Genomic DNA, 25,532 nt, shown 5'->3' with positions numbered 1-25,532 from the left:
CCGCACGCCCCCCTTCAAACCCTTCGAATCGGAGTAGGCCATGCAACGAACCAGCTCGACCTTCGGCAACAGCCACGTAGTGATCGAGGCCGGGGTGATCCCCCCCGACGCGACGACCATCGTCGAGCGCAAGGGCCTCGGTCACCCGGATACGCTCGCCGACCACCTCGCGGAGCGATTGTCCCGGGCGTACAGCCGGTACACGGTGGAGCACTTCGGCGCCGTGTTGCACCACAACTTCGACAAGCTGGCGCTCCTCGGCGGTGCGAGTGAAGTCCGGTACGGCGGCGGGCGGATGACCTCTCCCGTGCGTGTGCTGGTCAACGGGCGCGCGGCTCCCATGTGCGGAGGTGAGACCATCCCCGTCACCGAGATCGTCGAGGCAGAGGTAAGGGCGTTTTTCGCCGAGCGCCTGCCGGAGGTAGCTGACCACCTCGACATCGCGTACAACATCACGAGTAACTCAAGCCCTGGTGCGGTACTCACCGGAGACGACGTTCCGGACCGAACTCGCTGGTTCAGCCCGCGGTCGATCGACGACCTCCGCGAGCGTCGGGTGCGCCTCTCGAACGACACATCGCTCGGCACGGGTTGGGCCCCCGAGAGCCCGTTCGAGACCTTCGTTCGCGACCTGGTGGATCACTTCTCAGGACAGAGTGACTTCACGCGGGCTCACCCGTGGTGCGGCTCGGACGTGAAGCTCATGGGCTACTGGGACGGCCAACGCGCGGACATCGTGCTGTGCGTGCCCCAGAAGTCCCGCCATGTCGCGAGTCGAGCCGAGTACATCCAGAACACGGAGGCCATCCTCGCGGAGTGCCGACGCCTCGCCGACAGCAGGCTGCCCGGCGCGGACGCTGACTTCCGTCTCAATGCGCGGGACATGCCCGAGAAGGACGAGCTCTACCTGACGTACACCGGCAGCTCGATCGAATCCGGGGATGAGGGCGTCGTCGGTCGAGGGAACCGCGTCAACGGCCTCATCACGCCTCTGCGACCGATGAACCTGGAGGGAGCCAGCGGTAAGAACCCCGTCTACCACGTTGGCAAGCTCTACAACATCGCGGCTCTCCGGCTCGCCCGCCGGCTCAACGAGGCGACGGGCGAGCACGCAGAGGTGCACCTGGTGAGCACCACGGGGCAGAGGCTCGACCAGCCCTGGCGCGTCCTGGTCCGTCTCGCAGCGCGGGAGCTCGAGGTCGACAAGGTGCAGGCGCTCGTCAACGAGGCCCTGGAGGAGTTCCCGGCACTCACCGACGAGCTCGTTCACGATGGGGTCGTGCTGAGCTGATGACGACGCGGATGCTCGGCAAGGTGCCCCCGGGATGTCGAGAGCGGCTACTCGCTCACTACGGACCGAAGGCTCAGGAGTGGCTCGACGCCGTTCCGTGCGTGCTGGGGCAAGTGGCGGAACGCTGGCAGCTCTCCCTCGGCGGGTACCACGACGCTGGACACGCCTCGGTGATCGTGACGGCTACTGCTCTCGACGGGCGTCCGCTGATTGTCAAGGTGTGGGTGGACCCGGCCCGCTACCGCCACGAGATTCGAGCGTTGCGGCTGTGGGCCGGCGGCCCGACGGCGGACGTCGTTGAGGCTGACGACAACATGGCGGTGGCTGTTCTGGAAATGGTGGGCGGCCGTCCGGGAGGTTCCAGTTGGCGCCAGCGAGAGACACAAGTCGTGGCCGCCGCACTGCAAGGGCTGCACACTCTCGGACGGGCCAGACCCCTCGCGGGTCCCCTCCCCCTCCTCGGTGACTACCTCCGTTTCGAGGTCTTCCCGAGGATCAAGAAGCGGGCGGAAAGCCTCGATCTCGGCTCCTGGCAGCCGCTCGCTGGCCACGAGTTCCAAGCGATCCACAGACTCGGGGAGGGCACAGGTCAGCCCACCGTGCTGCACGGGGACTTGTACCGCGAGAACGTGACGTTCGACAGCACCGGACATCCGCGGCTGATCGACCCGGTGCCCATGGTCGGAGACGCGGTGTTCGACTGGGCCTTCTGGACCGTGTACTACGACCTCGGTCGTGAGACGAACATACGGCTCGCGACGGCGTCCAGAGTGTCCCGCATCCCGGTACCGGTGATCGCCCCGTGGTGCAGGTTGCTGTCCTTGGATGGCCTCCTCTACTACGTGGACACCGGTGATCCGCGAGCACCTCGGATGCTGGAGGTTCTGTCCTTCTTATCCGCCCGAGGCTCAGGGAGCGACGGATGAGGACGCACATCCTCCGCCACGGTCAGACCGAGTACAGCCTGAAGTACCTCGTCAACGGGGATCCCTCCGTGCCCGTCGAGCTTAGCGAGGAGGGAATCCGGTCGTGCCAGCGAGCCTGGGCCGTGCTGCCGCTTCACAGCACGCGAACCTGGATCGCCAGCGGTTTCCCGCGAGCCCAGCAGACCGCCCTCCTGCTCACCGGAGTCCCTGCCGCCGAGCTGGTAGTCGAGGCCAGGCTGAACGAACTGGACTACGGCGACTTCGAGGGCGGCCCATTCCTCACATACGGCGATTGGCTTGATCGTCACGGTGCCTGGCGGCGCCCGTCAGGCGCCGCAGAATCCCAGCGGGAAGGGATCCGCAGAATGCTCCTCGGGCTGCGGGACTGCCTATCTGTGCCTGGGCCTCGCCTCGTGGTGTGCCACGGTCTGCTGGTGTCCGTGCTGCTCTGGCAGCGGGATCGGTCCGGGGGTGAGGCGATGCCTCTGTTCTTTCCCGAGGCCCCGTGCGTCCAGCCGCTCGATGTCGCGGACGACACGCTCACCGTCTGGATCGAGGATCTGCTTTCTGATCTTGCTATGGAGTCTCGCAGAGACCCCGGAGAAGAGGGTGACGCGGCTATATAAGCGGGGCGGCGCCATCTCGGCAGTTGCTACCGTCGGAGCAATAGCTCACTTTCCGGAGGAGAAGGACCCCTCATGCATGATGCCCGCGCCCTGATCGACATGGGTGCCGAAGCGGTTCGTCGGCTCGCTCGTCGCGGCTACACCCTGGACCTGTCCGAGCTGGAGTCCCTCCAGTCTCGGCGCAACCAGAACATCCGCTCGGCCGACGAGCTGCGGGCAGAGTCCAAGCGGGTGGCGAGCGAGGTCCAGCAGACAGCCAAGCAGGGCGGCGACATCACCAAGCTCAAGGAGCGCGCCCGCGAGCTCAAGGAGCAAATCCGAGAGATCGAAGCCGACCAAGAGCAAATCGAGGCCCAGCTCCGTGACCTGCTCCTGAGCATCCCGAACCTGCCGGACGACTCGGCGCCCGATGGCGACTCCGAGGAGTTCGCGGTCGAGATCCGGCGTGTCGGCACGCCCCCCGCCTTCACGTTCGAGCCGAAGGACCACGTTGATCTGGGCGAGGCCACCGGCATCCTCGACTTCGGCCGAGCCACGAAGCTGTCCGGACCGCGCTTCGCGGTCTCCCGTGGCGCCGGTGCCGCTCTGGAGCGTGCTCTGGCCACGCTCTTCCTCGACCTCCATACCCGCCGGCATGGCTACGTCGAATACGCGGTCCCCTACCTTGTCTCTCGCAAGACCATGACCGGTACCGGCCAGCTCCCGAAGTTCGAGGAGGACCTGTTCAAGACCGGGGTTGCCGACCGCGAACTGTTCCTCATCCCGACGGCCGAGGTTCCGCTGACCAACCTCTACGCTGACGAGATCATCCCTCCGGCAGAGCTGCCGCTCGCACTCACCGCGCACACCCCGTGCTTCCGGTCTGAGGCGGGTTCGTATGGCCGAGACACCCGCGGGCTGATCCGTCAGCACCAGTTCGCCAAGGTCGAGATCGTCCGCATCGTCGACCCGGCGGACGCCGATGCGGAGCTGGAGAAGATGATCGGCCATGCCGAGGCGTGCCTGAAGGAACTCGGCCTCGCCTACCGCGTCATCAAGCTGGCCGCCGGCGACACGGGCTTCTCCGCCCAGCTCACCTACGACATCGAGGTCTGGATCCCGAGCCAGAACACGTATCGCGAGATCTCGTCCGTCTCGAACTTCGGGACCTTCCAGGCCCGCCGGGCGAACATCCGGACCCGCGGTGAGGACGGCAAGCCCAAGCTTGTCGCCACCCTTAACGGCTCCGGCCTGCCCATCGGCCGCACTCTGGCCGCTCTCCTTGAGCAGTGCCAGCAGCAGGACGGCTCCATCCTCCTGCCCGAATCCCTCGTCCCATACCTCGGCTTCCGCCGGATTTCGGCGGACGGAACACCGGAGGCATAGTGCTCGTCGGCGTCTGCGACTTTCCTGGTAGCTACGCTTTTCCCCCTGCCGGATACGGCGGGATCGAACGATGGCTGTGGGCGGTCGCGGTAGGCGCCCGTGCCGCAGGCGCCGACGTACACCTCCTTGGTCCGGGCTGGCTCCCGGACCTCGAATCCGAATGGGTCCGCAAGCCGGTCCGTCTCGAAGACGTCGCTGCTGGATCACTGGCCCAGCGCGACCTCCGAGACACCGGCTACGACCTCCTTGTGGTCGGCCACGAATACCCCTCGCTGGCTACGTGGACTCGCACCTGGGACGAGCTGGACTGCGACGTGGCCACGTTCCAGCACTCTCCCGTCTTCCAGCACACCGCCACAGCGTTCGACGGCAAGCGGTCACGGCTGTACTGCTACTCGTCCGAGATGATTGAGCGGTACGCCGACCACCAACCGATCCCTGAGCTTGCCGTTCACTTGGGGCTCCATGAGGACGAACCGCCAGCCGTTGGCGGTCGGGACCTCGTGTGGCTCGGACGAATAGATGAGGAGAAGGCTCCGCACCTCGCCGTGAGGGCGGCGGAGCTTCTCGGCCGCCGCATCCGCATCGTCGGACCGGTCTTCGACGAGGGATACGTCCGTCGACAGAAGCTCTTCGCTGGGGATCACGTCGAGTGGGCGAGCGAACTCGGCGGCCCGGCCAAGACCGCCGCCATCCGCGACGCGTCGGTGTTCGTCTACACGTACGCGCGGAACTATGTTGAGGCGGGAGCGGCAGTGTTCGGCGAGTCCCTGCGAGCCGGCACGCCTATCGCCGCACTGGCTTGGCGCGAAGGAACTTGTGCCGAGGCAGCCTTGTGCGGTGAGACCGGCGTGATCGCGGTCGCCAGTCCCGAAGTGGACGACGAGACCGCAGCCCGCCGACTGGCCGAAGCTATCGAACAGACTCAGCCGCTCGATCACCGTCGGGTGCAGGCGATCGGACAACAGCGATTCGATCCCGCACGGCACTTCGAGGCCATGGCGACTCGGCCATGCTGAGAAGGGAGCTTGCCCAACAGATTCCAGGGCTTCTACGCCAAGCGTTAGGCGTTCATTGGGAGTTCTACCAGGATGGGGACACGCTGGAGGTCACGCATCCTCATCGCAGCTCCCCGTACCGCCCGCCTCGCGGCCCACTGTCCTGGGAGCAACTGCTCGGCACTCTCGAAGACGCCTTCGCCACTCAAGGCTTTCTCCGGGACGCGTGCCTTCCCCTCCGATGGGGGCGCGAGACCGAACTGACCATCTCTGCCGTGCAAGCACTTGACCCGCTCCTCAAGGAGGGTCGTCCTTCAACCTATAGACGCGGCTTCATTCCTCAACCGGTGGTCCGATTCACAGGGCAACGCTCTGCGTCCGGAGAACTGTGCGACGGATTTCTCACATCATTCGTCAACGTCTCGTGCGTCCAGCCCATAGAACATATTGACGAATATGGGCAAGTCCTCGACGCCTGGCTTTCGGTGCTTTCTCGACTTGGCTTCCACGCCAGGCATATAAGCGTATACGGTCACCTAAAGGTGTGGAGGCGAAGCCAAGTCGAGGGGATCACCCTGCGGTTCCGGCACTTGGACCTCACCTTGGGCGACATCGTCCTCCTCTGGAACGTTAAGGACCCTCGGTGCATGGCCGTAGATCTAGGAACCGGTCTTGAGCGGTTGGCCTGGGCCCGAACTCGTCGAGAGTGGAATGAGCTCGTCTTTGGGCCCCTTGTTGAGGCAGCGCCTCCCTCAACCCTCGACGCTCTGCGGACGGCGACACTCCTCCTTGGGAGCGGCATCATGCCCGCCCCGAGGGGTGCAGGAGGGATAGCCCGCCGCGTCCTGGCAACGCTCAAACCGGAGGCAGTTCGCCTGGGAGTGAGCGCCGCAGTTCGATCATCCCACCGGTACTGGACGACCATTGCGGGTCTTCCTGTGCCGTGGCCCGCAGTTGCCGCTCGCATCGAGCACGAAGTCGTGAGTCGCCACGGCAAAGGAAGCAGTCCTTTCGGTCTGTGATCAAAAGGTGCGTCCACGACGTCCGACAGCGCCGTTAGCGTCGGCTGAATGGATCACACGACCGACCCGAACAACCCCCGGCGCGTCGAGATCACAGCGCGGGGCGATCGAGCGGACATCGAGATCGACGGCACTCGGATCGACCCGAGTGCCGTCAAGGCGTACTCCGTCAACCACTTCGCCGGGGAATGGCCCGAGGTCCTGCTGCACGTTGCTGATCGAGGCGATACCCGCTGGTCGGGGATGGCCCGCGTCGCCGTGGCTGACCTGCCGGCCCCTGGCCCGGCAGCGGCAGTCTTCCTCGACGCCATCGACCCGGACGCCCTGGAGCGCGCGGCTCTGTCCCGGCCCGACCTGGGCACCGAGCCGTACTCGCTGACGAAGGCGATGCTCACCCAGCTCGGAGAGTGGGCCCGTGGCCTTTGACGTGGAGGGTGCCCGCCGGGTCGTCGGCCGCGTCCTGGACGACAAGCTGGAAGTGTGGCGGGACAGCGCAGGCCGTACTGACGATGTGCTGGACGAGACCACGGGCAGGCTGGTGCCGCCCGCGCCAGACGAGGAGCTGGTCTGGGATGGGCTCGGCGCGGTGATGCCGCTCGGTCGGCCGGCCATCACGCAGCCGGTGGGCGGATCAGTTGCCGTCGAGCCGCCGACCACCGACTACCAAGCCGTTCTCCCGGTCGATGCCCCGGCGCTGCGCCGCGACGACATGATCCGCGTGGCCGGCTCTGTCCGTCCTGGAGGCCCCCGCGACCCGCATCTGGTGGGCCGCCGCTTTCGCGTATCCGACGAGGCGGTGGGCACCTACAGTGTCGTGCGGATCGTCCGGGTCCAGGTGATCGATTGATGGCCGGTGCGAACCTGCATCCGAACGCGCACCCCGACGCCGCGGCGTTCCGTGATCCGATCGCGCTGGCCGCGGCACTGGCCCGCATGGGTCCGGCCGCTCGTGCCCGCACACGGACGATCACGCGTCATCACGCCATGCTGCTCCGCGTACGTATCCAGCGGAACGCGTCCGGAAGGCCGGGGCCGAACGTGATCACCGGGCAGTACCGCGCCTCCTGGGACGTGCGGATGCGGACCAGCGGCGGGGAGGTCACCGCGGAGGTGTTCTCCGACGCCCCGCAGGCGCGGCGGCTGGAGTACGGCTTCGTCGGCGTGGACTCTCTCGGGAGGCACTACCGGCAGCCACCCTTCCCGCACGTCGAGCCCGCGTTCTGGCAGACCGAGCCTGCGTTCATCCAGGCCCTTGCCGACGGGGTGCTGCCGTGACCGCCCGGCTTCCCGTGACCCGGGCGCTCGCCGCGCTCGTCGCGAAAACCACCGGCTACCCGTGCGGCATCGGCGAACTTCCGCGCGCGCAGGGCAAGTCCGGCTGGAAGCCCGCACCCGCCCCGTACACGATCCTCGACTCGCTGCCCGCCGAGTTCGGCGGGCCGCCGCTGTGGGACTGGCACGCGGACGCGGCCTGGAGCTACCAGGTCACCTCGGTCGGAGAACGGGCCGACCAGGTCCAGTGGCTGGCCGATCGCGTACGCGCCGGCGTCGTCGGCCGGACCGACGGCGCCTGGACCTACGACCTGCACATTCCGCAAGCCCGCGTCATCGACCGCGAGTTGACCTACGACGCTGGAGGAGAGCCCTCGGTGTCGGCGGCAGGCGCTATCGTGTCCTACGTGCAGCGGGTCACGATCACCGTGACGCCTGCATGAAGAAGCGTTTTTGATCCTCACCGCGGAGGCCCGCGCGGACGCTAGGCCCCAGGCCAGGCGAACCCCCTTTGAACCTCAAGGGGCAGGGCCTCGGCACGGGACGCTGCCCCAGAAGTGGGAGCGGACCTGTGTCCACCAGCACCAAGAAGACCCAGACCCGATTTCTGCGGCGCGGCATCTCCAAGATCCTGTGGTCGAAGGACCTGGGCGACCCGAAGTACCCCAGCCGCCGCGAGTTCAACAGCGCCTTCGGCCTGACCGACGCCGTCTCTGACATCGAGGGCTGGGCGCTGGAGAACGACCCCATCGAGACGCCCGACATGGGCTCGACGTTCAACTCCTCGATCCCGGGCAACGACAAGGCCGAGAACAGCTCGCTGACGTTCTACGAGGACCGGTTCTCCGACGCGATCGAGCAGCAGCTCCCCAAGGGCGCGAAGGGCTACGTCATCCTGCTCCGCAAGGGCGACCTGCCCGGCAGCCGCTCGGTCGACGTGTTCCCCGTCCAGGTCGCCACCCGCGCCGCGACCTACTCCACCGGCAACGAGGCCGCCAAGTTCAAGGTGGACTTCACCATCACCGACGAGCCGTCGCTGGACCGCCCGGTGCCGCAGGCGCATCCGCACCCGCTGCCGGACGGCGACTGCGACGAGCACGGACACGGCCACCACGACCACGATGGTGAGCAGGTCGACGTGACCGTGGTCAGCACCACGAAGACCAAGACCGAGGCAACGGTCCGCGAGCACGACGCCGACGAGGCCTGACCATGTCGCGCCCCGCACAGGCCAAGCGCCCGTCCCCCTCCGCCAGCCCGGCAGAGGGGCCGTGGGCGGCCAAGATGGAACGCCTCCGCCGCCGGGCCCGCCCGCAGAACCGGATCCGTGTCTGCGACGACAACGAGCTGCGCCAGCGGTACGACGACGCCGAGCAGGCAGCCCGGCGCGCCCGGTTCGTCGCCGAGGCCAACCCGGGAGACGAGCTGGCCGAGCGCCAGGCTGCCGAAGCCGACACCGCGCGGGAGGAGGCCCTGGCGGCGCTGGATGCCGCCTCGGACTTCCTGACCTTCCGCGCACTGCCGCGCCCGGTGCTGGAGGAGCTGATCGCCCAGCACCCGGCGACCGAGCAGCAGGCTGAGGAAGGGGCGATCTTTAACGCCGGCACCTTCCCCGCCGCCCTGATCGCCGCCGCCTCCGTGGACGGCATGAGCCGCGAGGAGGCCGAGGAGCTGCTGAACGGCTGGTCGGCGCCGGACGCGAACGTCCTGTGGGACGCGGCCTGGCAGGTCCAGCAGGAAAGCCGGGTCGAGCTGGGAAAAGACTGAGCCGCGACGCCGTCCTGCGCGCCGAACTCTCGCTGTGCGAGAAGTTCCGCATCCCGCACTCGCAGTTCCTCGGCGGCGACGGCCGCTGGTCTGACCTCGATAGGGCCAAGGCGCTGGCCTGGGCCGAGTGGCAGCGGTCGGTGTGCCCGGAGTGCCACACCCGGCTGGAGGAGTGGGACCACGAACGCGGCGGCGACCCCCACGCCTACGTCACCGACACCCTGCGCTGCCCCGGCTGCGAGCTGATCGAGCAGGAACGCGACCACGTCCCCCAGGACCGCTCCGGCTACGGCGTGAAGATCCAGCTCCTGCCGCGCGAGCAGTACCAGCCGCGCCCCTGATCCACCCCCGCACCATGTAAGGAGGCCGCCCGCGGTGGCCGGGTTCACCCTGACGGTCGCGATGCGCGCCGAGGTCCGCGACCTGATCGCGGGAACCCGTGCTGCCTCCGCGCAGATGCGGACCTTGGGAGAGCGGACCGATGCCGCGAACCGGTCCCTGGCACGGCTGGACGCCAACGGGGCCCGGCTCGCTTCGCAGTTCGCCGCGCTGAATCGTTCCTCCCGCGCGGCCGTCGGCGAACTGAACCGGATCACCGCCCGCGCCGCAGCAGCCCGCACCGCCCTGCGCACGGCCGGAGACGACGGCGCACGGTCGATGTCTCGGCTCCAGCGGGCCACCGCCGGCGCCGGGCGGCGCGGCCTGTCCGCCACGAACATGCTCGCCGGCGGCGCCCTCATCCTCGGCACCGGGCAGATCATCGAGGAGGGCAACCGCTACCAGCGGCAGATGAACCTCTTCCGTGCGGTGACCGGCGCGACCGCCGCACAGATGAAGAGGGCGGCCGTGGTCGCCCAGGAACTCGGTAACGACCTCACCCTGCCCACCACGACCTCGGCGGACGCCGCCGAGGGCATGGTCGAGCTGAGCAAGGCGGGCTTCCGCGCGGATCAGTCGATCGACGCCGTACGGGCTTCCCTCCAGCTCGCCGCGGCGGCCGACGTCAATGCCGCCACGTCGGCCAAGTACTTGGGCGACATCATGGATCAGTACGGTCTTGGTGCTGATCAGGCGGCCAAGGCTTCCGACACGCTCGCCGCCACGGCCAACAGCGCCTCCGGGTCCATCACCGACATCTACTACTCGATGCGGTACGCGGGCCCGGTCGCGCACGCCCTGGGCGTCAGCCTGCAGGACACCGCCGCCGCAGTCGGCATGCTCGGCAAGAGCGGCATCCTCGGCCAGACCGCCGGCACGAGCTTGCGCGGGATCTTCGCCAACCTCGCGGCGCCCACACCCCAGATGCGGGGTGCCCTGAAGGACCTGGGGATCGAAGCATTCGACACCCAGGGGCGTTTCCGGGGCCTGCGCACGGTGATCGACGGCTTGTCGAAGGCCGAACGCACCATGTCCCAGCAGGACTTCGCGGCCGCGGTGACCCGCGCGTTCGGCAAGCCCGCGCTCAGCGGCGCGGTGGCGCTCGCCCACCAGGGAACCGAGACCTTCGACGCCCTGTCGATGGCCGTACGGCAGACCGGGGCCGCGGCGTCCATCACCGCATCCCGCGGCCAGGGCCTGACCGGTGCGATGACGCAGCTGCGCACCCAGGCCCGGCAGGCCGGCATTGCCCTGTACGAGGGGATGGCACCCGGCCTGGAGTGGGTGACCCGTCTGCTCACCCGTGGAATGGCCGGGGCCACGCCGTACCTGACCACGGCCCTCAGCTACGGCCGCGACCTGGCCACGCTGTACGGGCCGGACCTGAAGGCGAGGACTGAGGCCGGACTGGGCGGGCTCATCGATGAAGCCCGGCAGCTCGTCGGCCCGCTCAAGGAGATCGGCGAGCACTCCCTGGCCACCGGTCTCAATGTGCTGATCAACGCGGGAAGCACCCTCGGCGATGTCCTGTCCAACGCCGCCGACGGTGCCGAGCCGCTGTTGAAGGCCGTCGCGGGCCTGGGGGAGGAGGGCGGCGCGGCGGCCGGCACGCTCGACATCGTCGCGACCGTAGCCAACGCGGCCATGGACGCCGTCTCCGGCCTGTCCCTGGTCCTTGTACCGGTCGGTCACGTCGTCGGTGGCCTCGTCACGGCGTTCGGCGCCCTCCCGGCCCCCATCCAGTCGGCCGCCCTGGCAATGCTCCTGTTCCGCCGCACCCAACCCGCCCTGACGAACCTGGCCACCACCGTCAGCGGGCCGGTCCGCTCCGGAATTCGGGCGTTCAACGACGAGATGCGGGTGCAGCAGTCGTTGGCCGCCGCATCCGGCGTCGCCCTCTCCCGGTACGGCGCCGCCTGGGCAGCGGTCCAGGCCCGCATCGGGTTCCTCGGCAACATGACGGCCGCGTTCCGCAGCGCGAACGGCGCCGGAGTCACTTTCACCGGCACGCTCAACGGGACCGGCCGGGCGGCCGGCTCGGGGCTGCGCTCTGCGCTCAGCGGCGTGACGAACGCCCTCGGCGGCCCGTTCGGTGTCGTCATGGCGGGCGTGTCGGTCGGCCTCGGGCTGCTCGCGGCACGCCAGCAAAAGGCCGCGCAGGCCGCCGCTGAACACCAGCAGCGCATCTCCTCGCTCACCTCCGCGCTGCGCGAGTCCGGCGGACAGATCGACAGCAACGTCCGCCAGCAGGCGGCCCAGGTCCTGCTGGATACCAAGACCAGTCAGGGCCAGCTCACCAAGGTCCTCGATGAAGCGGGCGTTCCGCTGGCGACCCTGACGGACGCCTACCTCGGGCAAGGCACGTCGCTGGAGGCGTTGCAGAGGCAGCTCATGGCCACCGCTAACGCCCACCGCGAGTACAAGGACCTGGCAGCCGACAAAGCCACCGTCCTCGACTACACCGACGTCGGCCAGCGGTACAAGGACGCCGCCGACGCGCTCGGCAGCGTCAAGGGCGAGATGGCCGATGCCGTCAAGAACGCCAAGGAACTCGCCAACGCCACGAAGGGAACCGGTGACGGCACCTCCGCCTACGACCGGCTGAAGGCGGCCGTCGGCGGCCTCGCCGACGAGACGGCGGACGCCGACACCCGCACCCGTTCGCTGAAGTCGGCTCTCGACCTGCTGTCCGGTGGCCAGATCTCCCTGCAGGCCGCCAAGGCCAAGGTGAACAGCGCCGTCTTGGATCTGCGGGAGGGCAGCAAGAACGTCAATCGCGGGCAGGGCTACGGCGGCAAGCAGCTCGTCAACGAGGACAAGACCCTCAACACCACCACCCGGAACGGTCAGCAGCTGTACACCCAGCTCACCGCCCTGTCCGACGCGGCGGCCGACGCCTCGGTGGCGACGTTCGATCTGGCCAAGCGCAACGGCGAGACGCTGCCGGCGGCGCTCGCGAAGGCACGCGAGCAGATGAGCCGCGCCCGCGCGGAGGCGATCAAGGCCGCCCAGGGCTACGGCCTGACCAAGGCCCAGGCCGAAGGCGTCGCGGACAGCCTCGGCCTGCTGCCGTCGAAGGTGTCCCTGCTGCTTCAGACCAAGGGCATGGACTCCACCCTGGCGAACCTGATCGCCGTCCAGGCCGAGTTCCACCGCCTGCCCAAGCAGCGGACGATCAAGGTCGACTCCCTCAGCGACGGCGCGCAGAAGAAGCTGCGCGACCTCGGGTTCACCGTGAAGACGGTGCCAGGCACCCGCCAGATCAAGATCACGGCGCCGACTGCGGCGGCGAAGAAGAACCTGGACACCCTGATCGACAAGCTCGGCCGCACGCCGAGCAGCAAGAAAGTCACCGTCTCCGCGCCGACCGCCGCGGCGATCAAGAGCCTGCAGGCCGTCCAGGCCAAGATCCGCGCCACGCCGGGCGCGAAGTACGTCGTCGTGCAGGCGCCGACGGCCGAGGCACGTAAGCAGCTGCAGGCGCTCGGCTTCCGGATCGAGAAGGTACCCGGGTCGAAGAACGTCAAGGTCATCGTGCCGACCAGCGGCCCGCGCAAGGCCGCCGACGCCATCCAACAGCGCATCAACGCCTTGCGCGGCAAGGAGGTGACGGTCACCACCCGGCACGTCTCCGTCTTCAGCCAACTCGCCGAGCAGAACACCAACATCGCGGACGCCATCGAGAAGCAGGCCGAGGCACAGGCCCGCGCCGCCAAGCGGCATGCCGACGGCGCGGTGGTCGACTACTTCGCCGACGGCGGGCTCACCGGCACAGGGCGCCGCGAGCGGCACGTGGCACAGATCGCCCCGGCCGGCAGCTACCGCATCTGGGGTGAGCGGGAGACCGGCGGGGAGGCATACGTGCCTTTGGCCGCCTCCAAGCGCGAGCGCAGCAAGGCGATCGTGGAAGAAGTCGTTGACCGCTTCGGCGGCCAGGTCGAGTGGTACGCCAACGGCGGCATCCGCGGCGCCCGCCGTGACTACACGCCGATGCTCGCCAGCTCCTTCAGACAGGCCCGCAGCGTCGAGGCCATCGCCGGTGTCGTGCGCTCCTTCGACATCCGCACCAGCAGCGACCGCGCCCGCACCCGCGTGGTCGACGCCCGCGCCGGCGGCCGGGTCCAGGTCGTCGTCGTGCGCGAGCAGCAGCCGCTGATCGGCTCCATGCCCATCAGCGTCACCGACAGCGCCGCCACCCCCGAGCAGATCGGCAACGAGATGATGCGCACCCTGCGCAACGCGCAGCGGGGCGGGAGAGTGTGATGACCACAGCACCGAATGAGCACAGCCGCCCCGAACTGGCCCCGTGGCAGTACGAGATCGGCGGCGTCGTCCTCGGCACCGGCACCTACGTCCCGGTCGGCAACGTCGAAGGGCTAGGGTCGCCCGCCACCCGGCCGCAGGACGCCGACAACGCCAACAGCGACGGCACCACCCCGGGCCGGGACTTCTACGGCCCGCGCTCCCTGCGCTTCGAGGCCGGCATCAAGACCCCCGGCGACCCGGTGAAGGCCACCGACATCCTCGCCCGGCTGGAGCGGGCCCTGGACACCCCCGACGCCCGCACCAGCCCCGACGGCCGCCACATTCTGCGCGGACGGTGGCCAGGGCACACCATCCGCCGCATGTACGGGCGACTTCGCCGTATGGAAGCGACCAGCACCGCCAATGCCGTGCACGGCTGGATCCCCCTGGATATTGAGTTCGTCGGCCTGGACGATCCGCGCTGGTACGACGACGAGCTGTCGACGCTGACGCTCGGCCTCGACCAGGCGGCGCGCACCGACCGCGCGGACCGCAGCGTCGACGAGGCGATGGGCCACCCCGCCGACTGTCACCGGCCGCCCGGGTCGGAGCATCACCCGGCCGACCAGAGGCCCGGATGGGTCACCAATCACGGCGACGTGCCCACTCACCCGAGCCTGCGCGTACACGGCCCGGTCGCCAACCCGCGGATATGGAACACCGCCACCCGCCGCGTCCTCGAACTCGGCCTGTCGCTGCGCGAGGGCGAGTGGGTGGAGATGGATACCCGACCCGGGACCTGCTGGGCCCTGCGCAACGGCACCGTCAACGTCGCAGGCGACCTCAGCCCCGCCTCCCGTCTCGACCTGTTCGCCCTCCCGGCCGGGCGGTCCGAGATCGCCTGGAGCGCGAACGACCCGTCCGGCACCGCGCGCCTCGAGGTGGCGTGGCGGTCGGCGTACACCACCTTGTAAACGGAGAGACTCGTGACGCTGCAACCCCCGATGATGGTGCGTGGGGCCGACCACTCCGCCCGCGCGATGCGCCTGATGATCCGCGACCTAGCCCGAGGCCGGCAGGGTGTCGCGGGCGGTGAGGACCTGAGGGTCCGCCCCTTGGAGACCTCGGGCCCCGGTGTCCGTGTCGGCGACGGCTCTGCTCTCATCCACGGCGCCCGGCCGTGGCAAGGGGCCTACACCCAGTCCAACATCGGCGACACCCTGGTCGACGTGCCGCCGACCGGGCCGGTCGCCCGCACCGACCTGCTCGTGCTGCGCATCGAGGACCCGGAGTTCGAAGGCGACCGCGACCCGCGCCGCCAGGAGATCGGCTACTTCCACCTCATCCAGGACATCGGCTCACAGGACACCGCCGCGCTGCGGGAGATGACGGCGATCCCGCTGGCCCGCCTCACCATCCCCCGGAACGCCGCGACGATCACCGCCGAGATGATCACCGACCTGCGGCGGCTGGCCAACCCGCGCACCGAGCGCACGCTGCGCACCGTGCACCCCCAGACCACGGAGAAGGTGCCCGGCAAGCACGGCCAGTGGGCGCCCTGGCCCAGGGAAGCCGCCTGGGACGTGGACATCCCCGCATGGGCGACGGAGGCCGCCATCGTCGTTACCCTGTCCGGCCTGCGTGCCGAGGCAGGACCGGTCTACGCCGAGCTGCGCACGCGGCTCGGCGAGCGCGCCGCGAACCCGACCGTCGTGGACGACGACGGGACGACCACCCGCCGCGCCAGCGTCACCCTGGCCGACACCCTCGCCGTGCCGCCCGCCTACCGGGGCACCCGCCAGCACCTGGCCGTCGAGATCAACCAGAACGACAAGTACGGGGACGGGGACCTGACCGTCGCCAAGGGCACGACGGTCACCCTCGACGTCGCCTTCACGGAAGGACCCGTGTGAGGATGGCCGACTACCGCTACATCGTCGCCCGTGCCGCGACCGGCGACGTCCTGCACTGGAACCTGCCGCTGAGCGAAGTGGAGTACGGCCCGGAAATCTCCGGGCCCGGCTCGCTGAAGGCCACCCTGCCAACCTCGTTTCGCCGCCAGCTCAGCGACACGCTCGACGCCGGCGACACCGTGCTCCTCGTCGAGCGCAACGCCCGCCTGGACTGGGGTGGGCTGCTGTGGCGGGCCGAACCGGAGGGCAACACCCTGCCCATCGAAGCCTCCGGGTTCGGCAGCTACCTCCACCGGCGCTTCGACCTGCACGGCAACCTCGACGGCCGCGGCCCCTACATCGACGCCGACCCGTGCCAGGTCATCCGCGACGTGTGGGCCTACGCCCAGGCTCAGCCGGACGGCGACCTCGGCGTGGTCGTGGACGACACCAAGTCCCTGGCGAAGACCGGCACCGCGAAGGACCCCTACACCACCTCCAAGACCGACCCGCGCAACCTCGGCGACATGGTGGACGAGATGGCCGACATCCATGACGGCCTGGAGTGGTCGGAGACCGTGGCATGGCGCGGGCGGCGCGCCGAGCGGCGCATCATCCTTGGCGCACCCCGCCTCGGACGGCGCCGGGAGGACCTGACGTTCACCACCGGCGCCAACGTCGTCGGCACGCCGCACGTCATCAAGGACGCCGACTCCTACGCCCAGTGGGTCATCGGGCTCGGCGCGGGCGAGGGCAAGAAGCGCAAGGTCGTCGTGGACTGCGTACGCAACGGACGCCTGCGCCTGGAACACCGGCTGGAGACGAGCGAGAAGGACGAGGCCAAGCTGAAGCGGCGCGCCCGCCGCGAACGCCTGGCCCGCCAGGTCCTGCCCACGCTGACCGAGCTGGAGATCATCGACCACCCGGCCGCCCCGATCGAGGCGCTGCGCATCGGCGACGACGTACGCATCCGCTTGTTCGAGCCGCACACCGAGTACGACGGCTGGTGCCGCATCGTCGGCTGGACCGTACGGCCCGGCGAGGGGGAGACCGCCGAACGCGTGACGCTGAAGCTGGAGCGCACCAACAAGCCCGAGGACGAGACGGGCCAGGGAGAGGAGTAGTAGATGCCGGACACGATCGCCGCCCTCGGCCGGAGACTGGCCCGCCTGGAGAAGCGGGTCACCACCCTGGAACGCGCCAGCCGCGCACCCTACCCGGAATGGCACGACCTCCCCCTGACCGGAGAGACCACCGCCCCGGATGGGGAGCAACCGCCGCAGTTTCGCGCCAACCCCTGGGACACCGCGGAGCTTTGCGGCCGTATCGGCCTGGTCGGCGCGCGAGCCGCCGACGAACAGCTGATCGCGCTGTTACCCGAGGGCTACTGGCCCGAGGCACCACGCACGGTCGACGTCGCCTCCGATGCGCAACGCCACATCCTCCAGCTCGACATCGACCCCAAGGGCCTGGTGCGGTTGCGTGTCCAGGGTGGGGGAAGCGTCCGCGCGACCTGGATCAGCCTCGACGGCACCTCGTTCCGCACCGACCGCGACGACGCCTGACCGGCCCCGTGTCCCGTCCGCGGGCCGGGTGCCGCCGGTAGCATGACGCACGGGTGACCCTCCACCCGCTTCGCAACCCCGAGGGACCGGACCGCCGCGGCGGCCACGGCCGACTGCGATCCGGCGCAGGGGAGAAGGACGAAGCGCGTGGCTACACCGCTGAGCGCGGACAGGCTCCTGTCCGTGCTGAAGGGCGCCGGGCTCGGCGTGGTCGAGCACGGCAACTGGCGCACCCACAACCGCAACACCCACGGCAACTGGGGCCCCGTCAACGGGGTCATGATCCACCACACCGGCCCGTACAGCTCCGAGAAGGACATGGTGGAGCTGTGCCGGACCGGCTACCAGGACTTGCCAGGCCCCCTGTGTCAGGGAGTGATCGACCGCTCCGGCACTGTGCACCTGGTGGGCTATGGACGCTGCAATCACGCCGGGATGGGTGACACCGACGTCCTGCTCGCCGTCATCGCGGAGAAGGCCACCCTCCCGCGCGACAACGAGGCCGACACCGACGGCAACCGGCATTTCTACGGCTTCGAGTGCATCAACACCGGCAGCCAGCCGTGGCCGGCGGCGCAGCTCGACGCCATGGCGCGAGCGGCAGCGGCGATCTGCCGCGCGCACGGCTGGAACGAGCACAGCGTCATCGGCCACAAGGAGTGGCAGCCGGGCAAGCCGGACCCGGGCGGCATCGACATGGACGACTTCCGCGCCCGGGTCGCCCGGCACCTCAGGGGCGGAGACAAGCTCAGGCCGCACCCCGAGCCGAAGCCGAAGCCCCGGCCCGAGCCCAAGCCCCGGCCGAAGCCGAAGCCCAAGCCGACGTCGAAGTACGCGGCGTACCCGGGTGCCCAGTTCTTCCGCGAGGGCCGCTCCTCGCCGGTGATCGCCGCGATGGCCAAGCGTCTGATCGCTGAGGGCTGCGACTGCTACGACACGCCGCCCGGCCCAGTGTGGAACGAGGCGCACCGCCGCTCGTACGCCGCCTACCAGATCAAGTGCGGCTTCCACGGCGCCGACGCCAACGGCATTCCCGGGCCGGAGACCTGGGCGGATCTGCGCGTCCCCCGCCAGGCCGGCACCACCGAACCGACCCCCACCACCCCGAACCAGGAGCACGACCCGATGCCGCAGTTCCTCGCCGACATCGCCGAGCGCACCCTCGCAACCTACCTGCAGGCGCTGTTGGGGTTGATGGCCGCCTCCAGCACGACCGACATGGTTTCCCTGTCGGCGTGGCAGGCCGCGGCCGTCGCCGCGATACCCGCCGCGCTCAGCGCGCTGAAGTCCACCCTCGGCACCGTCGTGGGCAGGCGGGGCACAGCCTCCTGGCTGCCGGCGAAGCACGATCCAGCCACCCCTAAGTACTGACCGGCCCGTGACGTAAGGGAAGGAGGAGGCCGTGCCCGAGGGAGAGGTGGCGCTCGCCCTGGCAGAGCTCCGGTCGGCGCTGGAGGTGGGGTTCGCGCGCATCGACGGCCAGCTCGCGCTGCTGGTCCAGCGCAGCGACCAGACGGACAAGGCCCTTGAGGAGCTGGAGGAACGGGTGAGTGCCCTGGAGAAGACGCGGTGGCCGCTGCCGACCATCGCCGTGCTGGCCAGCATCACTGCGGTGGCGCTCACCATCGTCAGCCTGTCGCGGTGATGTGAACACATCTGCCGTACAGCGGTGTTGTCCAACAGCGCGCATAGTGTGAAGGCGCACTTGTTCTGTGCAGCGGGATGAAGCCGTCGCTCTGGACGTACCGGACGTGGAGCTCGCAGACCGCCTCTTAGGAGGCTGAGGGGTGCTGTTTGATCAGGGCTCGCGACAGGATGCCAGCGACTTCCTCGGCACCCGTGTCCAGCGCGGCCTGGCTGGTGGACTCATCCGGCTCGGTTCGCAGCGTGAAAGAGCGCATGTAGGAGCTGAGTTGAGCACGCGTACGTGACTGATGCGGGTTAAACCTGTCGACTTGGGTCAGCTTGGGGTCTGACACACCGATCGCCACGACGATGCGTTCAGTCTGGATCAGATCTAGTGCGCCGCTGAACCTCAGCAGGGAGGTGACTTGCCGGGGCAGCGCGTCGTGATCGAGGATGGAGCCCATGCTGTCTCGGGGGAGTGTGGCCCGCAGGGTGACCTGGCCCGATTTGTGCAAGCGAACTTCCACCAGTTCCTCAGGCTGAGGGGCATCCCACGTACGGGGCCGGCTGACGGGGATGCTGACGATTGCATGCTCGTGGGAACTGGACGACATCAGGGCAACGTCGTTCTTGACTGTCCCGGTCCGGCGGATCCGGTCCGCCAGCGATGTGCCGACCTCCTCCAGCTCCCTTGCCGAGTAGCCGGCGAACCCCACCGGAAAAACATGTAGTTCCAGCAGAGGGAGGCTGACGCCGCCTTCGACGCCAGCCTCGTCGAGGCTCCAACGTAGTGGGACTGGCTGTGCCAGGGGCGCGAAGGACAGCGGGGACGGGCCTGACTCCAGTTCCTTGACCTTGCGTACCACTTTGGTCATCAGTTCGGCGGTGTCGTGGAACGAGTCACGGAACACCCCGGTGGCGTAGGCCTCCACGGTTCGGGCGAAATCCTGCTGGGTGTCCTCGAACGTGACGCCCAGCTTGCGATAGACCCAGCGCGGCTTGCCCGCTGTTTTGGCCGCGACCCACTCATCGTGTGTTGCCGACTGCCCTGTCTCGGGGAATACGTGACCGTAGGACGGTCCGAGTAGGAAGACGCAGACATCCGCAGAGTCGAGAGCTGCCAGACACGCCTGTCGGCTGGGCGTGGTCTGCGCGGAGAAGTCCTCGAACAGGACCGGGGTGTGCCCCAGCGCGCGAATGAGTCCAGGCAGCGCGTCGCGCTCCTCTTCCAGTCCCTTGCGGACGCTGCTGATGAAGATTCTCACGCTACGGTGTCTCCACTACTGAGGGGTTCGTCGAAGTGAACCGGATGACCGGCGAGTGCCTGGGATGCGGGGGTTCTTCATGGCTGAAGTCTCGGAAGAGGCGATACGCGCCTACTGGAAGGAGCACCGGGAGCAGCTACGACAGTGTGAGACCCAACGCTCGGCACTGACCAACCTCCTGCTCGTCATCACGGCTGCCTTGAGTGCTCTCATTGTCCAGCAGAAGTTCTCGACGTACGTCATGCCTCTGTGTCTCTTCGTGGCGATGACCGGTGGGTACGGGGCGGTGGCAGTCTCCAAGTACTTCGAACGGGCTTCCTACCACCTCTCTCAGGCGCGGGCCTTGACGAAGGACCTGGTGGAGCTGGGTGTGCTGGGCTCCGACGAAGGACTGGTACGTGCCAGAGCCGATCATTACCGTCGGTTTCCTCGGCTGCATCGCATTCGTCTTCATCGCCTGTGGGTGATTCTGCACCTTGCCATCGCCCTGTACGGACTGTGCCTCTTCTGCGTGTGTGTGGCAGTGGCCTGATGTTCGTCTGGAGGGCTGTCGGCTGAGCCTCGCCTGCAAATGATGCCGCCGACCGCACCGCCGCCAGAGTGCAAAGCCGGGCATTTCATCCCCTTCACCAGCATCGCCTGCACGCTCATCTGCGACCCAGACACCAAATGACATAACGTCTTAATGTTTCGTTTGGCTCAGCGGGCGGACCCGTGGAAGATTCTCGCGATTGGGAGTCCGGCTGGGCAGATGGTGGCCGTCTTCTCGCAGCGGCTGCCGATTACCTGACGGGTCCGAGATCGAGGCGCTACGCTCGGCCCCCGGGCGGTCACTCTCCGCCCGTGTTAACGCACGACCCTGTGCACGGGGGAACGATGAGTCAGGATCTTGAAGGCGTCGAACTGGCGAGGGCCGTCCAGTCGTTGCGCGACGAACTGCTGGAAGCAGCGGCGCGGGGCGCTGATCAAGCGGTCCGCTTCGCGGTGGACTCCATCGAGTTGGAGTTCACGGTCGAGCTACGCAAGGACGTCACGGGCAGGGCTGGCGTCAAGGCGTGGGTGGTCACCGCCGGAGCCGATCTGTCGCGTGGCCGGGTCGACACGCACCGGGTGAAGCTCATGCTGAGCCCCAAGGACGCGGCGACGGGACGCGCCCTGGAGATCGGCAACACCGACCGTGGCGGCACAGCCAGCTTCACACGGACCCCCCAGTCACCCGGTGACGGGTCGTGAATCCGCACCGCTCGCGTGTCGCGGCCGTCTTCGGCACGCAGCAGGGCAGCGGCTACCTCCTTGGGCCACGGCTGGTACTTACGGCCGCGCACGTCGTAGGGGAGAAGGACACTGCCGAAGCAGTGGTGTTCGGCGGCGTCGGCGAGGTGCCCTGCGATGTCGTGTGGAGACGCAAGGACGACGCGTGCGACGCGGCACTGCTAGTGGCCCGTGCCCCTGTCGTGCCGGATGACGTGTCGGACAGATTCGCCCCGCTGCGCTGGGGCGAGCTGATTCGCCTCGACACGCAGGAGAACTGCCAGGCCATCGGCTTCCCCCTGGTCCAGCGTGACGAGCGGGGCAACCTCGACAGCGAGCAACTCTCGGGCCGGGTCAAGCCGGGGTCCTCGATCCTGGGCGGGCGGTACGTGCTGGAGAGCAGCGGCACCCCACCACAGCCGACGGCGGACCGGTCGCCCTGGTCTGGCCTGTCGGGGGCCGGTCTGTTCTGCCAGGGTGCCCTGATCGGCGTGGTCATCACAGCACCGGCCGGCTGGCACAACGGGCGTGTGGAGGCGATACCGGTGCGGGTGATCGCCGACGATCCGGGATTCCGGGAGGCTCTCGGCAGGCACTGCGGCGCGGACGTCGCTGTGGAAGCCCTGGACGAACTCTCCGACCGGGAGCGCGAAGACCACGAGTTCGAGGTGCGGTACCGGGGTTATGTCGCGCACCGGTACGGAAAGGTCGAGACGCTGGGCCACGGCTCAGCACTCGGCAGGATCGTATGGCCCCTCGACACTGCCTTCCTGGCCCTCGAACTCGCCGAGACGGCACCCCGTCGCAGCCCCGACCGCTCCGCCGCTGAGGTGGCGACCGGCAAACGCGTGCAGGCCGCGCTGCAAGGACGAAGCCGGATCCTCCTCCAGGGCACAGCCGGTTCCGGAAAGACCACGCTCATGCACTGGCTCGCGGTGCGGGCCGCCCAGGGGGATTTGCCCTCCGAGCTGGGCCAGTTGCAGAGCAGGGTGCCGTTCGTGGTCCCGCTGCGCGCCCTCACCGGTTCGCAAGGGCTTCCCCAAGTGAAGCAGCTGCTCGGCGAATTACAATATCCAGCGGCGGACAACCAGCCCGTTGGCTGGCTGACGCGTGTGCTGGACCGGGGTCGGGGCCTGCTCCTGGTCGACGGTATCGACGAGGTCCAGCACGACCAGCGCCCACGGGTGCGTTCCTGGCTGGAAGGGCTCCTCTCCCTCTACCCCGACACTGCTGTTGTGGCGACGTCGCGTCCGTCCGCTGTGCCGGACGACTGGCTCGCCGGGTATGGCTTCACCACCTTCAGCGTGCTGCCGATGAGCCCGGCGGACGTAGGCACCTTCGTCGACCGCTGGTTCGCCGCCTTGCGGGAGAGCGAGGACTGGAGCTGGTTCAGGCACCAAGCGGAGGACTACCGCAGAGCCCTGCGGGCCGCGCTTGACACCAGGGCGTCTCTGACGGAGATGGCAGCGAACCCCCGCCTCTGTACGCTGATCTGCGCGGTCTGGTTGGAAGAGCGGGGGTGCCTGCCCGACGACCCCATGTCGCTGCACCGAGTCGCCCTCAACCTCCTACTTGGTCGGCGCGACATACAACGTGCAATCGCCTCCACCGAGGGAATCACCCTGGGCCAGGAACCACAGGAGCATCTCCTCGGGGCCCTTGCGCTGTGGATGACTTTCAATGGGGCGGCCGACATCAGCAGGAGCCGTGCGTCCCGTATCCTCGCAGCGGACCTGGCCCAGTTCGACGTACGCCAGGCGAAGGCGGAGTCGGCGCTGCGCCATCTCCTGATCCGCAGCGGAGTCCTGCGCGAGATGGCCAGCACCATCACGTTTCAGCACAGCACCTTCCAGGACTTCTTCGCCGCCCACGCGCTTGTGGACAGGGGCCACTTCGGCTTCCTGATCAATCACGCGCACGACCCACAGTACGAAGACGTCGTGCGCATGGCCGTCGGCCACTGCCGCGAGCGCGAAGCCAGTCAGCTGCTGCTGGCCCTCGTCAACCGTGGTGACCGCGAGCCGGAACACCGCACGCGGATTCACTTGCTGGCAACGGCGTCCCTTGGGTACGCAACGCGGGTCGACCCGGAGGTCAGCAAGGAAGTGCTCCGCCGGGCCGAGGCGCTCGTCCCGCCCCGTGACGACGCGGCGGCCGATGTACTGGCGGGTGCAGGGGCGGCGGTACTCGAGCTGCTACCTGGTCTGGACGGGCTCACGGTGGAGGAAGCGCGAGCCGTGGTCCTGACGGCCTGCAAGATCGGCGGGCCCGCCGCGGCGGCTGTCCTGGAACTCTTCCAAGGACATGCCGATCCCGCGGTGCGTGCGCGGGTGCGCTGGGGACGCAACCGTATCGGAGGGGCGCCGGGCGGTGCCCCGAACGGCAGCGCCTAGAAACCCTGTCGTCAAAGGGCTGACGAAGGCCGAGGTGGCGACCGCCTTCCGCGAGGTCACCATCGGGCGCACCACCCACGCCCTTCGGTTCACGCGACAGAGGGAGGAGCAGGGCTCGACCTGGCTCAGCTCCACCGCCGACCAGCCCGAGGGCAAGACCGCGTAGAGAGCGCGGCAACGCACACGGCCCCCGCCGAAGCAGGGGCCGTTTGGCCTCTTGGAGAGAAGACCGCTGGCCACGATAGCAGCGACCGTCGCGTACGCCGGCGTGGCCGGGCGGCTACGCTGCCCTCTGCGTTCAGGACCGACAGCGGAGGACGGGGAATGAGTCGGCGCAAGCCGTATCTGGTCGGGCATCAGGAGTTCGCCGCCCTGTACCGCGTCGATCCGAAGATGGTCGGTCAGTGGCTGGCACCCAGTCGCGGCGTGCTGGATCCGTCGACTTCCATCGTCGTCAGCGGCGTGCGGTACTGGCCATTGGGCTTCGCGGTCCGATTCGGCAGCACGACGAAGCGGTTCCGCCCGGTTGACCTCGAGGTCAAGGCACGCATCATCACTGAGCAGGGCGAAGGCTGGGAGGCCGACCTGGGGGATGAGCTGCCGCCGATCGTGGGCCAGCAGGAGATCATCGAGATGTTCCACCTGCCCGCGCAGGGGAACCTTGCTATGACGATCACGACCGGGCGGTTCCCGGAGCACGACTGGTTGCTGTCCGGGTCGATGCTTTGGCTGCTGGACACCGTGCTGGACGCTGTTCCGCAGCTGCGTGACAGCGCGCGCAGCCTGCCGTGGGAGGTGGACGAGGCGGTCGTCGCCGCCTTGCGGCACGGCACCTATGACGGGCCCGGAAGCCGTGTCCTCACCCGTGGTCGTCACGCCCGGAAGGTGCTCTGACCTGCTCAAACACTGTACTTAGCCTCGATTCGCGAATAAGATATAAGCAATCCCTTTACGGGGGTCGCAATTCACCAAGGAGGCCCAGTAGTGCAATTCATTACCACCCCGGGCGGCGGCGAGGTCGCCGTCATGGACAGCCGTGAAGTGCTCGTCATTGAAGGTGCCCTCTCGCTCTACGTCGTGAAGCACCCCGACTCCAACGTCGCCATTGAAGCCTTGCGGGACGTCTCGCGGTTGAACCAGGCTCGCGAGGCGCGTATGGAAGACGCGGCTGAGAGCACCTCTGTCTGACCTGCGCTAGATGTGAAGTTGCCCCTGCCTTCGGTGGGGTTGATCGCCGGCGCACCCTCCCTGCAAGATAGGTGACATTCTTGAAACTGGTCATCAGGGGGTGGGTATGGCAGCCGTCCAGGACGAAATACCGGGCCTGGTCATCCACACCGTGCGGCAGCCCAAAGGACAGGAGCCGTCGATCCAGGCGCAGTTCGAGACGTTCCACCAGCTCAACCCCTGGGTGCTCCGCGCCCTGGAAACCCTGACCGCCGACTACCTCAAGCGCGGCGCGAGCCGCATCGGCATCGGGATGCTGTTCGAGGTCCTGCGCTGGCGCTACGTCACGGCGACCGAGGGCGACGAATTCCGCCTCAACAACAACTTCCGCAGCCGGTACGTCCGGCTCCTCATCGAGCGCCACCCCGAATGGGCGGGCGCCTTCGAGGTCCGCAGCCTGCGGACCGACTGACTTCTTGGAGA

27 protein-coding genes and 1 pseudogene are annotated in these 25,532 nt (G+C 68.5%); 27 read left to right on the top strand and 1 reads right to left on the bottom strand.

Annotation, left to right across the window (positions count from 1 at the left end):
* Nucleotides 1–40: 40 nt before the first annotated feature.
* From ACZ3ZD_RS06425 to ACZ3ZD_RS06330, 20 genes and pseudogenes are all read left to right on the top strand, one after another.
* A complete protein-coding gene (locus tag ACZ3ZD_RS06425; RefSeq protein WP_467394157.1) occupies nucleotides 41–1,291 on the top strand; it encodes a methionine adenosyltransferase in 1,251 nt (416 codons plus the stop codon).
* A complete protein-coding gene (locus tag ACZ3ZD_RS06420; protein ID WP_467394155.1) occupies nucleotides 1,291–2,217 on the top strand; it encodes an aminoglycoside phosphotransferase family protein in 927 nt (308 codons plus the stop codon). The genes ACZ3ZD_RS06425 and ACZ3ZD_RS06420 overlap by 1 nt, the downstream gene beginning before the upstream one ends.
* Complete coding sequence (locus ACZ3ZD_RS06415) at nucleotides 2,214–2,843, top strand: histidine phosphatase family protein (protein WP_467394153.1); 630 nt, start codon at nucleotides 2,214–2,216, stop codon at nucleotides 2,841–2,843. Before ACZ3ZD_RS06420 ends, ACZ3ZD_RS06415 begins: the two co-directional genes overlap by 4 nt.
* 72 nt (nucleotides 2,844–2,915) lie before the next feature.
* Nucleotides 2,916–4,208, top strand: coding sequence for a serine--tRNA ligase (gene serS / locus ACZ3ZD_RS06410; protein WP_467394151.1), 1,293 nt, complete (start codon nucleotides 2,916–2,918; stop codon nucleotides 4,206–4,208).
* Entirely contained in the window at nucleotides 4,208–5,227 is a 1,020-nt protein-coding gene (locus ACZ3ZD_RS06405; protein WP_467394149.1) for a glycosyltransferase, read from the top strand. The genes serS and ACZ3ZD_RS06405 overlap by 1 nt, the downstream gene beginning before the upstream one ends.
* Before the next feature lie 1,049 nt (nucleotides 5,228–6,276).
* Complete coding sequence (locus ACZ3ZD_RS06400) at nucleotides 6,277–6,654, top strand: hypothetical protein (protein WP_467394147.1); 378 nt, start codon at nucleotides 6,277–6,279, stop codon at nucleotides 6,652–6,654.
* Nucleotides 6,644–7,075 (top strand): DUF6093 family protein, encoded by a 432-nt coding sequence (locus tag ACZ3ZD_RS06395; RefSeq protein WP_467394145.1) that lies wholly within the window; start codon nucleotides 6,644–6,646, stop codon nucleotides 7,073–7,075. Before ACZ3ZD_RS06400 ends, ACZ3ZD_RS06395 begins: the two co-directional genes overlap by 11 nt.
* Entirely contained in the window at nucleotides 7,075–7,503 is a 429-nt protein-coding gene (locus ACZ3ZD_RS06390) for an HK97 gp10 family phage protein (protein ID WP_467394143.1), read from the top strand. Before ACZ3ZD_RS06395 ends, ACZ3ZD_RS06390 begins: the two co-directional genes overlap by 1 nt.
* Complete coding sequence (locus tag ACZ3ZD_RS06385; RefSeq protein ID WP_467394141.1) at nucleotides 7,500–7,943, top strand: hypothetical protein; 444 nt, start codon at nucleotides 7,500–7,502, stop codon at nucleotides 7,941–7,943. The genes ACZ3ZD_RS06390 and ACZ3ZD_RS06385 overlap by 4 nt, the downstream gene beginning before the upstream one ends.
* A 128-nt stretch (nucleotides 7,944–8,071) precedes the next feature.
* A complete protein-coding gene (locus ACZ3ZD_RS06380; RefSeq protein WP_467394139.1) occupies nucleotides 8,072–8,710 on the top strand; it encodes a phage tail tube protein in 639 nt (212 codons plus the stop codon).
* 2 nt (nucleotides 8,711–8,712) lie between these two features.
* Complete coding sequence (locus tag ACZ3ZD_RS06375) at nucleotides 8,713–9,267, top strand: hypothetical protein (RefSeq protein ID WP_467394137.1); 555 nt, start codon at nucleotides 8,713–8,715, stop codon at nucleotides 9,265–9,267.
* Complete coding sequence (locus ACZ3ZD_RS06370) at nucleotides 9,210–9,608, top strand: TFIIB-type zinc ribbon-containing protein (protein ID WP_467394135.1); 399 nt, start codon at nucleotides 9,210–9,212, stop codon at nucleotides 9,606–9,608. Before ACZ3ZD_RS06375 ends, ACZ3ZD_RS06370 begins: the two co-directional genes overlap by 58 nt.
* Nucleotides 9,609–9,642: 34 nt before the next feature.
* Nucleotides 9,643–13,908, top strand: coding sequence for a phage tail tape measure protein (locus ACZ3ZD_RS06365; RefSeq protein WP_467394133.1), 4,266 nt, complete (start codon nucleotides 9,643–9,645; stop codon nucleotides 13,906–13,908).
* Entirely contained in the window at nucleotides 13,908–14,864 is a 957-nt protein-coding gene (locus ACZ3ZD_RS06360) for a phage tail family protein (RefSeq protein ID WP_467394131.1), read from the top strand. The genes ACZ3ZD_RS06365 and ACZ3ZD_RS06360 overlap by 1 nt, the downstream gene beginning before the upstream one ends.
* A gap of 12 nt (nucleotides 14,865–14,876) precedes the next feature.
* Nucleotides 14,877–15,803, top strand: coding sequence for a hypothetical protein (locus tag ACZ3ZD_RS06355; protein ID WP_467394129.1), 927 nt, complete (start codon nucleotides 14,877–14,879; stop codon nucleotides 15,801–15,803).
* Between the two features lie 2 nt (nucleotides 15,804–15,805).
* Nucleotides 15,806–16,906: a hypothetical protein gene (locus tag ACZ3ZD_RS06350; RefSeq protein WP_467394128.1), complete on the top strand. Its 1,101-nt coding sequence runs from the start codon at nucleotides 15,806–15,808 to the stop codon at nucleotides 16,904–16,906.
* Nucleotides 16,907–16,909: 3 nt separating this feature from the next.
* Nucleotides 16,910–17,347 (top strand): hypothetical protein, encoded by a 438-nt coding sequence (locus ACZ3ZD_RS06345; protein WP_467394126.1) that lies wholly within the window; start codon nucleotides 16,910–16,912, stop codon nucleotides 17,345–17,347.
* Nucleotides 17,348–17,494: 147 nt separating this feature from the next.
* Nucleotides 17,495–18,415, top strand: a pseudogene (locus ACZ3ZD_RS06340) (peptidoglycan-binding protein); the annotation flags it as partial.
* 57 nt (nucleotides 18,416–18,472) lie between these two features.
* The gene (locus ACZ3ZD_RS06335; RefSeq protein ID WP_467394553.1) at nucleotides 18,473–18,718 is read left to right on the top strand and encodes a holin; all 246 of its coding nucleotides are present in this window, start codon (nucleotides 18,473–18,475) and stop codon (nucleotides 18,716–18,718) included.
* A gap of 31 nt (nucleotides 18,719–18,749) precedes the next feature.
* Entirely contained in the window at nucleotides 18,750–18,992 is a 243-nt protein-coding gene (locus ACZ3ZD_RS06330) for a hypothetical protein (RefSeq protein WP_467394124.1), read from the top strand.
* A gap of 127 nt (nucleotides 18,993–19,119) precedes the next feature.
* Here ACZ3ZD_RS06330 and ACZ3ZD_RS06325 read toward each other — a convergent pair whose 3' ends face one another.
* On the bottom strand, nucleotides 19,120–20,238 hold the full coding sequence (locus ACZ3ZD_RS06325) for a DUF4062 domain-containing protein (RefSeq protein WP_467394122.1): 1,119 nt from the start codon (nucleotides 20,236–20,238) through the stop codon (nucleotides 19,120–19,122).
* A 79-nt stretch (nucleotides 20,239–20,317) separates the two neighbouring features.
* Here ACZ3ZD_RS06325 and ACZ3ZD_RS06320 point away from each other — a divergent pair, with 79 nt between their 5' ends.
* From ACZ3ZD_RS06320 to ACZ3ZD_RS06290, 7 genes are all read left to right on the top strand, one after another.
* On the top strand, nucleotides 20,318–20,770 hold the full coding sequence (locus ACZ3ZD_RS06320; protein ID WP_467394120.1) for a hypothetical protein: 453 nt from the start codon (nucleotides 20,318–20,320) through the stop codon (nucleotides 20,768–20,770).
* Between the two features lie 344 nt (nucleotides 20,771–21,114).
* Nucleotides 21,115–21,471, top strand: coding sequence for a trypco2 family protein (locus tag ACZ3ZD_RS06315; RefSeq protein WP_467394118.1), 357 nt, complete (start codon nucleotides 21,115–21,117; stop codon nucleotides 21,469–21,471).
* A complete protein-coding gene (locus ACZ3ZD_RS06310; RefSeq protein WP_467394116.1) occupies nucleotides 21,468–23,882 on the top strand; it encodes an NACHT domain-containing protein in 2,415 nt (804 codons plus the stop codon). Before ACZ3ZD_RS06315 ends, ACZ3ZD_RS06310 begins: the two co-directional genes overlap by 4 nt.
* 34 nt (nucleotides 23,883–23,916) lie before the next feature.
* Nucleotides 23,917–24,048 (top strand): hypothetical protein, encoded by a 132-nt coding sequence (locus ACZ3ZD_RS06305; protein ID WP_467394114.1) that lies wholly within the window; start codon nucleotides 23,917–23,919, stop codon nucleotides 24,046–24,048.
* A 158-nt stretch (nucleotides 24,049–24,206) separates the two neighbouring features.
* The gene (locus ACZ3ZD_RS06300) at nucleotides 24,207–24,776 is read left to right on the top strand and encodes a hypothetical protein (RefSeq protein ID WP_467394112.1); all 570 of its coding nucleotides are present in this window, start codon (nucleotides 24,207–24,209) and stop codon (nucleotides 24,774–24,776) included.
* A gap of 90 nt (nucleotides 24,777–24,866) precedes the next feature.
* A complete protein-coding gene (locus tag ACZ3ZD_RS06295; protein ID WP_467394110.1) occupies nucleotides 24,867–25,070 on the top strand; it encodes a hypothetical protein in 204 nt (67 codons plus the stop codon).
* A gap of 106 nt (nucleotides 25,071–25,176) precedes the next feature.
* Nucleotides 25,177–25,521 (top strand): hypothetical protein, encoded by a 345-nt coding sequence (locus ACZ3ZD_RS06290; protein WP_467394108.1) that lies wholly within the window; start codon nucleotides 25,177–25,179, stop codon nucleotides 25,519–25,521.
* The last annotated feature ends 11 nt before the right edge of the window (nucleotides 25,522–25,532 follow it).

The sequence above is a fragment of the Streptomyces sp. NPDC023481 genome, from assembly GCF_055560195.1.
The sequence above is the reverse complement of the archived record's forward strand: the minus strand, read 5'-3'. Positions and strand labels throughout refer to the sequence as shown.

Coding starts and splice junctions, on each gene's coding strand:
- ACZ3ZD_RS06425 (WP_467394157.1), top strand. CDS start 41: ATGCAACGAACCAGCTCGACCTTCGGCAACAGCCACGTAGTGATCGAG.
- ACZ3ZD_RS06420 (WP_467394155.1), top strand. CDS start 1,291: ATGACGACGCGGATGCTCGGCAAGGTGCCCCCGGGATGTCGAGAGCGG.
- ACZ3ZD_RS06415 (WP_467394153.1), top strand. CDS start 2,214: ATGAGGACGCACATCCTCCGCCACGGTCAGACCGAGTACAGCCTGAAG.
- serS (WP_467394151.1), top strand. CDS start 2,916: ATGCATGATGCCCGCGCCCTGATCGACATGGGTGCCGAAGCGGTTCGT.
- ACZ3ZD_RS06400 (WP_467394147.1), top strand. CDS start 6,277: ATGGATCACACGACCGACCCGAACAACCCCCGGCGCGTCGAGATCACA.
- ACZ3ZD_RS06390 (WP_467394143.1), top strand. CDS start 7,075: ATGGCCGGTGCGAACCTGCATCCGAACGCGCACCCCGACGCCGCGGCG.
- ACZ3ZD_RS06375 (WP_467394137.1), top strand. CDS start 8,713: ATGTCGCGCCCCGCACAGGCCAAGCGCCCGTCCCCCTCCGCCAGCCCG.
- ACZ3ZD_RS06360 (WP_467394131.1), top strand. CDS start 13,908: ATGACCACAGCACCGAATGAGCACAGCCGCCCCGAACTGGCCCCGTGG.
- ACZ3ZD_RS06350 (WP_467394128.1), top strand. CDS start 15,806: ATGGCCGACTACCGCTACATCGTCGCCCGTGCCGCGACCGGCGACGTC.
- ACZ3ZD_RS06345 (WP_467394126.1), top strand. CDS start 16,910: ATGCCGGACACGATCGCCGCCCTCGGCCGGAGACTGGCCCGCCTGGAG.
- ACZ3ZD_RS06335 (WP_467394553.1), top strand. CDS start 18,473: ATGCCGCAGTTCCTCGCCGACATCGCCGAGCGCACCCTCGCAACCTAC.
- ACZ3ZD_RS06320 (WP_467394120.1), top strand. CDS start 20,318: ATGGCTGAAGTCTCGGAAGAGGCGATACGCGCCTACTGGAAGGAGCAC.
- ACZ3ZD_RS06315 (WP_467394118.1), top strand. CDS start 21,115: ATGAGTCAGGATCTTGAAGGCGTCGAACTGGCGAGGGCCGTCCAGTCG.
- ACZ3ZD_RS06300 (WP_467394112.1), top strand. CDS start 24,207: ATGAGTCGGCGCAAGCCGTATCTGGTCGGGCATCAGGAGTTCGCCGCC.
- ACZ3ZD_RS06290 (WP_467394108.1), top strand. CDS start 25,177: ATGGCAGCCGTCCAGGACGAAATACCGGGCCTGGTCATCCACACCGTG.